The organism is Comamonas sp. UBA7840, assembly GCF_002501455.1.
GTDB classification, from domain to species: Bacteria; Pseudomonadota; Gammaproteobacteria; order Burkholderiales; family Burkholderiaceae_C; genus Comamonas; species Comamonas jiangduensis.
Genome location: NZ_DLTI01000009.1, coordinates 1 through 7,145 on the forward strand (window position 1 = coordinate 1; position 7,145 = coordinate 7,145).

The 7,145-nt window shown below is 55.9% G+C and carries 5 protein-coding genes; 4 read left to right on the forward strand and 1 reads right to left on the reverse strand.

Annotated elements, in window-relative coordinates:
- The first annotated feature begins 793 nt into the window (after positions 1-793).
- The 4 genes from B3R00_RS02070 (at position 794) to B3R00_RS02085 (ending at position 5,658) form a co-directional block, all read left to right on the forward strand.
- Entirely contained in the window at positions 794-1,876 is a 1,083-nt protein-coding gene (locus tag B3R00_RS02070) for an imelysin family protein (RefSeq protein WP_376747708.1), read from the forward strand.
- A gap of 170 nt (positions 1,877-2,046) precedes the next feature.
- Positions 2,047-3,504 carry a di-heme oxidoredictase family protein gene (locus B3R00_RS02075; protein ID WP_286997151.1) on the forward strand — a complete coding sequence of 486 codons (1,458 nt, stop codon included), beginning with the start codon at positions 2,047-2,049 and terminating at the stop codon, positions 3,502-3,504.
- Positions 3,504-4,511: an imelysin family protein gene (locus B3R00_RS02080; protein WP_286997152.1), complete on the forward strand. Its 1,008-nt coding sequence runs from the start codon at positions 3,504-3,506 to the stop codon at positions 4,509-4,511. Before B3R00_RS02075 ends, B3R00_RS02080 begins: the two co-directional genes overlap by 1 nt.
- Positions 4,512-4,515: 4 nt before the next feature.
- Positions 4,516-5,658, forward strand: a complete 1,143-nt coding sequence (locus tag B3R00_RS02085) for a DUF1513 domain-containing protein (protein ID WP_286997153.1) — start codon at positions 4,516-4,518, stop codon at positions 5,656-5,658.
- Between the two features lie 63 nt (positions 5,659-5,721).
- On the opposite strand, the gene B3R00_RS02090 is transcribed toward B3R00_RS02085, so the two are convergent.
- A complete protein-coding gene (locus tag B3R00_RS02090; RefSeq protein WP_286997154.1) occupies positions 5,722-6,834 on the reverse strand; it encodes a cytochrome-c peroxidase in 1,113 nt (370 codons plus the stop codon).
- Positions 6,835-7,145: the final 311 nt, after the last annotated feature.

The window sequence follows — 7,145 nt, forward strand, 5'->3', positions numbered from 1 at the left end:
GGTTTTACGGGGGGATTACCTCTCCAACTATTATGGACAGCCTCCGCCTACTGCATATTCCAAATGAGATCACTGATTCAACCTAAAGTTTGTTGAGTTGATTGAATAGGCCTGCATTTCGTGGCCAGGCCGCTTTGGTCAATAGCAAACTACTGCAACGCATATAAAAACATCGCCCGGCCTGCGTAAGACTCTAGTGCCAGCTTTGAGGTGTAGAGGTGATACAAGGAAGACTCAGTGAAGTGACTGCTTGGTGGAACAGCAGTCATAACCCTTATTGAGTTGAATCACTGGAGTCAGCTTCAAGCAGCTTTACGAAGCTTAGGTCGGCTACACCGCGACTGCTAAAGCTCAGCTTGGCAGCCCTACCTGCCGGTTTTAACCAAATAGCAGCCATCCCCAGTACCACATCAGTCGACCATCACTCAATGGCTGCGGGGGGGGGTGAAACTGTTAGCGGCTAGCTAACAAGCCAAGGGGGCGATGAAGGTCAGCCATCCTGAGACATGAAGTTGTGCTTTTGATGTTGCTGAGTGCGAAGCGAAACAAAGATTTGGCTAATGAGGAAAACGAAAGTGCAGGAACGTTTTGCAAAGGTCATGACTGTAAACATCTTGACAAAAGTAAATACAATCGATTCTCAATAACTTAAAATATTGCCTTTTAGCCATCCTTCTTTCATATGAACCGTTACTTGATCGCTAGCACGTTAGTTCTGAGTGCACTAACTGCCATGCCCGGGTTAGCTGCTCAACCTGTTACTACCTCTACCCCAGCAGTATCAAGTCAGCTCATGGTGCAGGATGTAGTGCAGCACTACAGCCAGTTGGTCTATGCCAACTACAGCGACACCATCGCTGCCGCCAAGCAGTTGCAAAAGGCTATCGATGCCTTCTTGAGCAAGCCTAGCCAGGCTACGCAAGATGCAGCCCGCAAGGCTTGGTTGGAGGCCCGCGAGTTCTACGGCCAGACCGAAGCCTTCCGCTTCTATGACGGACCGATCGACAATGAACAAGGACCTGAAGGCCAGATCAATGCATGGCCCATGGACGAGTCCTATGTGGACTATGTGGTGGGCGACGACAACGCAGGTTTGATCAATAACCGCAAACTGTCCATCACCAAGGAACGCCTGGCCGAGCTGAACGAGCACGATGGTGAGGAAAACATCTCTACAGGCTGGCACGCCATTGAATTCATGCTCTGGGGCCAAGACCTGAGCGAAACCGGACCCGGCGCACGCCCCTATACCGACTTCGTGGATGGAAAAAAACCAAATGCCGACCGCCGTCGTCAGTATCTGAAGGTAGTGACCGAGTTGCTGATCAGCGATCTGCAATCCGTGGCCGACCAATGGAAGCCAGGCGTAAAAGCCAACTTCCGCGCGGAGTTTGACAAGGGTGGCGAGGAATCGCTGCGCAAGATTTTTGTCGGTCTGGGCTCGCTGTCGCGAGGTGAACTGGCCGGTGAACGTCTAGAAGTGGCCATGGCAAGCCGCGACCAAGAGGACGAGCACTCCTGCTTCTCGGACAACACCCACCGTGATGCCGCGACCAACGCCCAAGGCATCCAGAACGTCTGGTTGGGAACTTACAAACGCCTGGACGGCAGCACCCTGCAAGGTCCGGGTCTGCGTGACTGGGTGGCGCTACACGACAAGGATGTGGCTGAAAAGACTACGCTGCAAATCGCCAAGTCGGTGTTTTCTGCACAAAGCATTCCTGCACCGTTTGACCAAGCCATCCAGGGCGCGCGTGACAGCGCTGCACGCGCCAGCATACAGGCCACCATTGATGCGCTGACCCAGCAAAGCAAGGATCTGGTGAATGCCGCCAAAGCCGCTGGTTTTGAACAACTGAATCTGGTCGAACCCTAACCCCTTCACACGCACGATCAAGAGTTCTTCAAAAACCAGAGCTGCTAGGGCCTGTATGAGTTGGGTTTCAAAGAGATACGTTTTTGAAAACCACTCATAACTAGCCCTAGCAGCTCTGGTTTTTAAAGCTTTTCAATTTGGACCGTGTCTATTGCAAAGTGTTCTACGTTATGAAGCATTTCGCACGTTACTCCATATTAGTTGCCTCGATCTTGGCTCTGGCGGGTTGCATGGCACAGTCCAGCGCTTCGGCAGCGCCGCCAGCATCCACCTTATTTGCCCCGCCAAATGCCGATGTCAAACCTGGCGGTAACACCACGGTGTACTCGAATGGACGCAATGCGTTTTCGCTGCCGGCTGCCAATCTGAGCGATGCCGAGCGCACCCGCTTTGTTGTGGGTAATTCCTTCTTCAAGCGCAACTGGGTACAAGCCCCTGCCTCCACCACAGCACGTGATGGCCTTGGGCCCCATTTTCTGACCCGCTCGTGCGCCGGGTGTCACGCTCAGGATGGACGTGCACAGCCACCTGACTTTCACAACCCGCTGCAGCCACAGCCATTTGCAGGCTTGCTCATCCGTCTGTCCATCCCTGGCAGCAATCCCCACGGAGGCCCAAAGCCTGAGCCTGTCTATGGTGACCAGTTCAACACCATCGGCATTGCTGGCGTCAAAGGCGAAGGCCAGGTTCACATCCGCTACGAAACCATCTCAGGTCAGTACGCGGACGGAACGCCTTACACACTGGAAAAACCGGTCTACACCCTGGACAAGCTCAACTACGGCCCCATAGCCTACGATGTGATGACCAGCCCGCGCATTGCGCCACAGGTCATTGGTTTAGGGCTGCTGGAAGCCATTCCCGAATCTGAAATTCTGGCCAATGCGGCGGCGCAGGCCGCCAGCACCGGCCCCATCAAGGGACAAGCCAATTACGTCTGGGATGCCTATGGTCAGCGCACCATGCTGGGCCGCTTTGGCTGGAAGGCCAATGTCGCCAGCGTGGCGCACCAAGTTGCCTCTGCCTTCCAAGGTGATATTGGCATCACCTCCCAGCACTTCCCCGAGCAAACCTGCACGGCCGCGCAAAAAGACTGCTTGGCAGCACCGTCTGGCAATGGCGGGCAGGGTGTGGAAATTGAGGACTATGTCTTGAACGATGTGATTTTCTACCAAGCTACGCTCGCGCCACCGGCGCGCCGCAAAGAAAGTGACCCGCAGGTACAGCAAGGCCAGGCCTTGTTCCATGCGGCACAGTGCGCGCAATGCCATCGCCCTAGCTATCGCACGGGCGAGGCGCTATTTCCCAAACTGAGCAGCAAGGCACTGTCGGGCCAAGATATCACGCCCTACACGGACTTGCTGCTGCACGATATGGGCGAAGCTCTGGCTGACGGCCGCCCCGACTATCAAGCCAGTGGCCGCCAGTGGCGCACGCCACCGCTGTGGGGCATAGGCCTGCTACCTGCGGTGAATGATCACCAACGCCTGCTGCACGATGGCCGTGCCCGCGGCGTGGCCGAGGCTATTTTGTGGCATGGCGGCGAAGCACAAGCAGCCCGTGAACAATTCCGAACTATGAGCGCGCAAGACCGCGAAGCTCTGGTGAAATTTGTGGAATCTCTCTGATGCATTTTTCTCGCAACTTCGGTGCTTTGGTACTGGCGCTGGCCAGTCCGGCCCTGCATGCCCAAACCTCTGCGCTCGCCTTGACCTCAGGTGCAGCGGCACAGGCGCTGTACACCCAATGGTTTGCACCACAGGCCACACAATCTCAGCGCAGTGCCCAACAGCTGCAGCAAGCGTTACAGCACTACTGCGCAGGCGAAGCCACCACGCTGGATGCCGTGCGCCAACAGTTTGTGCACACCAGCCGCGACTGGCAGCGTCTCTCGGCCGTTGCCATGGGCCCGCAGGTAGAGCGCCGCACTGCCCGTATGGTGGACTTTCAACCCATTCGCCTGCAGCAGTTGCAATCGGCGTTGCTTAAAGTACCTCAATCGCTAGAAGATATGGAGCGCATCGGTGCGCCAGCCAAAGGTTTCCCGGTGCTAGAGCACCTGCTGTGGACAGTGGTTGTTCAGCCTAAAACGCCCAGTTGCCAGTACGCCACGCTGGTTGCCGCTGATACTGCCCAAGAGCTGCAAGCACTACAGCAAGATTTACAAAAAACCGTACAGCAGGCCACGCCGGACTTTGAAAGCAATAGCGAGTTTCTAAACCAGTGGGTGGGCGGCCTGGATCGTCTGCGCTGGCTGTCCATGGAAAAACCGCTGCGCAGAGCCAGCGAGGCCAAGCCAGCACAGGTCACCCGTATGGCCAGCGGCGATACCCTCGCACACTGGCTAGCTCAATGGCAGGCGTTGCGTGCTCTGGCAGTGGGCGATGCCCAGCAGCCAAATCTGCATACCAGCATCGTAGCCATGATCGAAGCGCGCGGCTGGTCCCGTCTAGCACAGGAATTGCGCGACGCGGTGCAGGCAACTGATGCCGCTATGTCCCAGATCCAGCAGGTGAACTTAGCATCCGTGTTGCCTGCCAGCAAGGCGCTGGGCCAACTCAAGCATCTTGTCGAAAACGAAGTTGCGCTAGCCTTGGATGTAAGCATCGGCTTTTCCGATGCCGACGGTGACTGACGTCATGCACCAACTCAACCGCAGGCAGTGGCTGCAAGGCATGGCGTTCTTTGCGGCTGCGCCACTACACAGCTGGGCTGCACCCTCCACCAACTTGAATTTGGCGGCTGCCTGGGCCGTAGGGTCTGATCTGTTTGTCGGCGTGCTGCGCCTGCCTATCAAGCCCACGGAGGGCTTGCAGATCGTGCATGCCCACGCTGTACCTACGCGTGCCCATGGCATGACACAACTAGCAGATGGCTCGTTGCTGTTTACTAGCCGCCGCCCTGGCGACTGGTTGCTGCGTATCCGTCTGGATGGCACGCATCAGTGGCACTGGATTGAAGAGGACCGTGCCTTTAACGGCCATGTGATTGCCAGCAGCGATGGCCAGCACTTGTACACCACCGAAACCGATCTGGCCGACAGCCAAGGTTTGATTGGCGTGCGCAATGTGCACACGCTGGAAAAGCTCGCCGAGTGGCGCACTGGCGGCATGGACCCACACCAACTACTGCTCGACCACGATGGAAGCCTCATGGTGGCCAATGGCGGCATTCCCACGCAGCCTGAAACCGGTCGCCGCAAGCTCAAGCTCACGCAGATGGACTCGTCCATTGCCCGGCTACAACCCCAAGACAGTGGAGCCATCGCTGGCCAATGGCGGCTGCAAGACGCACGGCTGAGCATGCGTCACCTGGCTTGGGGCCCCCAAGTTGCCTGGGCGGCTGCACACCGTTGGCTTGGTATTGCGCTGCAGGCCGAACACGATACGCCAGAGCACAAGCAGCAGGCCCCCGTGCTGGCGCTGTTTGATGGGCAGCAACTGCACCTGGCTCCACTGCCCGTGGGTACAAGGTGGCAGGGCTATGGCGGTGACATCAGCTGCATCGGCACACGCTTTGCCATCAGTTGCCCACGCGCCGATACGCTGACCTGGTGGATACCACCCTCTACCCCCTATGCAGCTGCACAATGTGTGCAGCAACACACCCAGCAAGGGGTGTACTGCATCAGCAATGACAGCGTGATCCATCCCCTGCAGCCTGCCAATACCCAGCTCTGGTCCGGCGGAGTGCATCAGGTGCTGCAATGGCCGCGGCAACAAGCGGTGGCCACCACCCATGCCATGATGCTGGACAACCACTGGGTGCAGATTCAAACCTAGAAATACAAAGAGCCAGTTTTGAGGCAAAACTGGCTCTTTCGCTTATTTCATAACCGCTAACAGCTATAAAAGTCGCAGCCACTCCACCAAGGCATCAATCTCTTCTGCATTCAAATTAATTGCCTTCATATGCGGTGATTTCGTCGGTATGTATGGGTCTTTTTCAGAGTCTCCCCCCACGACACCCATGCCTACGTTGTACAGGCGCATCAGGCCATGCATATCGGGGAACAGCCCGTTGTGCATCCAGGGGCCAGCATGAACTACACCCCGCAGGCTGGGGGTTTTGAACTTACCCAAATCAGCCTTGTCCCTGGTTGCTTCAAAGCGCCCCAGATCCTGGTTGCGACGGCTATAAAAAGACAGTCCGATGTCATGAAACTCGTTGTCTGTCAGCAGCGCACCATTGTGGCAATTCATGCAACGTGCTTTGGTTCGAAACAGGTGTAGTCCCAGCAGTTGCTGATCGGTTAATACACCTGTATTGCCTGCAATCACTTCATCCGCCACGGTCTTGGGTGGGCGCACCGTCCGCACAAAGCTGGCAATCGCAACCACCATCTCATCCACACTGATTTCTGGTGCACCATAGGCCGTCTGCACCAGCGACTTGTACTGTGGCTGTGCATTCACATGAGACAGGGCGGCTTCCAGAGTGTTGTTCATCTCAAAGGGGTTCTGAATAGACCCCTTGGACTGTTCTTCCAGAGAAGGCGCTCTGCCATCCCAGAACAACCTGTCTGCAAACGGTGCCGCAAACAGCGTCTGCGCACGGCGCCGACCCATGAGCTTGTCTTCGCCCACGCTCAATGCAAGTCCATCACCAAAGGATTTCGTTGCTTGGTGGCACGATGCACAAGAGACCGAGCCCTTACGTGACAACCCCGGATCAAAAAACAGAGCAGTACCGAGTGCACGTTGCGCCTCTTCTTTGGCGTTTGCTGGAGATAGCACGGCAGGCACCGACGCCATTTCCCGCCAAACTTTTCCTTCATCTATGACAGGGCGAGGCCAGTTATTAGGTGTGCCTTGGTATCTGTCCTTGAGACAGCCTATGTCCCAGCCACTCACAGCGCCACACACAAATTCCTGGTTATTGGCAGGATCAAGCAATCGGCCAACCGCTGTATTGGGTGCGGACTCTTTTGCAAGTTTTGTAGTGGCATTGATTTCCACTCGCACTGTTTGAGCCATTGCAGCCACGCTCACTAGAAAGAGTGCAGTACATCCAATTCTCCAACAACCACGCCACATATACTTTTTTAGACTCCGTCTCATTGCGATGTCATCAAACTAAAAGTGCCTTCATGAGAGGCGGCACGCATTAAATACAGTGTCTTTAGTTAATGCGTCGGAACGACAGCATTTCTCAAAACTCATAACCAACGTTCAACCAAATTTCTCGCCCTGTCTGATAGCGCACATTGTTCGCTGCAGTAGGTGTTGTCACCGCAATAGGAGCCATCCGGTAATCCCCCCTTAAACCA

What these genes read in the sequence shown, in the direction of transcription:
- B3R00_RS02070 (WP_376747708.1), top strand. Translation starts at nt 794, where the DNA reads ATGGTGCAGGATGTAGTGCAGCACTACAGCCAGTTGGTCTATGCCAAC.
- B3R00_RS02075 (WP_286997151.1), top strand. Translation starts at nt 2,047, where the DNA reads ATGAAGCATTTCGCACGTTACTCCATATTAGTTGCCTCGATCTTGGCT.
- B3R00_RS02080 (WP_286997152.1), top strand. Translation starts at nt 3,504, where the DNA reads ATGCATTTTTCTCGCAACTTCGGTGCTTTGGTACTGGCGCTGGCCAGT.
- B3R00_RS02085 (WP_286997153.1), top strand. Translation starts at nt 4,516, where the DNA reads ATGCACCAACTCAACCGCAGGCAGTGGCTGCAAGGCATGGCGTTCTTT.